Annotated in this window: 3 protein-coding genes; all 3 read left to right on the plus strand. The window is 69.1% G+C overall.

Annotation, left to right across the window (positions count from 1 at the left end):
* The coding region (locus ABD976_RS29250; RefSeq protein WP_345368285.1) for a hypothetical protein at positions 1 to 320 on the plus strand (320 nt) is incomplete at its 5' end.
* An 83-nt stretch (positions 321 to 403) separates the two neighbouring features.
* Positions 404 to 919: a hypothetical protein gene (locus tag ABD976_RS29255; RefSeq protein WP_345368286.1), complete on the plus strand. Its 516-nt coding sequence runs from the start codon at positions 404 to 406 to the stop codon at positions 917 to 919.
* 69 nt (positions 920 to 988) lie between these two features.
* Positions 989 to 1,357 (plus strand): hypothetical protein, encoded by a 369-nt coding sequence (locus ABD976_RS29260; RefSeq protein WP_345368287.1) that lies wholly within the window; start codon positions 989 to 991, stop codon positions 1,355 to 1,357.
* Positions 1,358 to 1,531 lie beyond the last annotated feature (174 nt).

A 1,531-nucleotide genomic window follows, 5' to 3' on the forward strand; every position in this document is an offset into this window, starting at 1 on the left:
CGCACATGATCGTCGACCCGAACACCCCCGACCGTCCCCTCGGCCTCTACGTCTACGACCGCTGGAGCGAGGCCGCCGACGCCCTCCTCGAGTCCCACCGCACCACTGCGGTCGTCGCCCGCGCGACGGAACAGTGGTGGGACCTGCAATGCGCCGCCGCCGACTGCAACTGGGTGCTCGTCGAGATGACCATGCGGTACTCACCCGACCGGGCCGAGCTGGTCGAGCTTGCCGGCGGCTGTCGATGGCGGCGGATCGACAACAGCCGGTGGCTGTGCGACCGCTGCTCGCACAGCTTCGCCCCCGCCGACTGCCTCTGAGAACGGAGAGGCCACCCACCACGGGGAGAACCGCAGCCCCACCGCGCCTACGGACAACACCAGCAACTGACAAGGAGGCCATCATGGGCCTGTTTAGTCCGCGCTACCCCGCCCCCGCTGACGAACTGATGCCTGTGGGCGCTGTCGACTGGCACGCGACGTCGGTCCACGAGGCCGGCCATGTCGTTGCGGCCCGCGAGGTCGGTCTGCCGGTGTACGAAGTGTGGATCGACCAGCGCAAGGACCACGTGGTGGGCCGGACCGAGGTCGCGCCCAACGGCGGCACTGTCGAGGGCAGCGCGGACCAAGAGATCATCCTGGTCCTCGGCGGACTGGAAGCTGAGGCAATCCACCGGGCGCAGGGGCGCGCGTTGCCGCCCTACCGCGACGCAGTCGCTTCCACACGGGTCGCACGCCGAGGTGATGTAGCCGCTCTGCGCGACGCGCTGGCGGACCCGGAAGCCAGTTTCACGTGGTCGGCCGCAGAGGCTGAGGTGAACCGGTTGCTGGCGCGCCGGTGGCAGACGGTGGAGCGGATCGCGAGCGCTCTTCGGCAGAAGGGGCACCTGTCCGAGGCCGGTATCCGGCGTCTGGTCTAGAGACAGCCGCTCGGCTCGGCGCTGAAGCCCGGGACCGAGCGTGAACAGTACGTCGAGAAGGAGTATGCAATGAGACTCACCGTTCTGCGGTACCGGCTCAGGAACCTCCTGCGCGGTACACCACCGCCCCCGGAGCCGCTGCACGAGCGGCTGGCCACCACCGCGTGCGAGCTGGTGCCCGTCGACCGGGTCCTGGCCGCCGAGGTCGCCGAGGTGATCGAGCTCTGCAAGCAACCGATGCTGCTGACCACCCACCACGTCTTCGACGAACTGATGATCACCTGCGACTGGTACACCGACGAACCTGACGACCTGGACGAGGAGCTCGCCGCCGATGTCCGTGCCTACCTCGCGCTGATCCGGACTCTCCTTCCGCCGCCGAGCCGCTCCTGCCCGGGATGCGATGACCGCCCCCGCGGACGGGAGGCGGTCGCGTGACTGCCTGGCAGCAGTACCACGAGGCCACCGTCCTGTCCCGGGCCGAGGAGTGGCCGGTGCAGCAGCAGCTGTGCTACCTCGGCCTCGGACTGGTCAACGAAGCCGGGGAAGTCGCCGGTGAGCTCAAGAAGCTCCTGCGGGACGACGACAGCGTGCTCACCGACCAGCGTCGAG

It is taken from the genome of Saccharopolyspora cebuensis, assembly GCF_039542665.1.
Taxonomy (GTDB): Bacteria; Actinomycetota; Actinomycetes; order Mycobacteriales; family Pseudonocardiaceae; genus Saccharopolyspora; species Saccharopolyspora cebuensis.

Bases quoted from the DNA above. Each gene is read 5' to 3' on its own strand.
- ABD976_RS29255 (WP_345368286.1), top strand. From the start codon at position 404: ATGGGCCTGTTTAGTCCGCGCTACCCCGCCCCCGCTGACGAACTGATG.
- ABD976_RS29260 (WP_345368287.1), top strand. From the start codon at position 989: ATGAGACTCACCGTTCTGCGGTACCGGCTCAGGAACCTCCTGCGCGGT.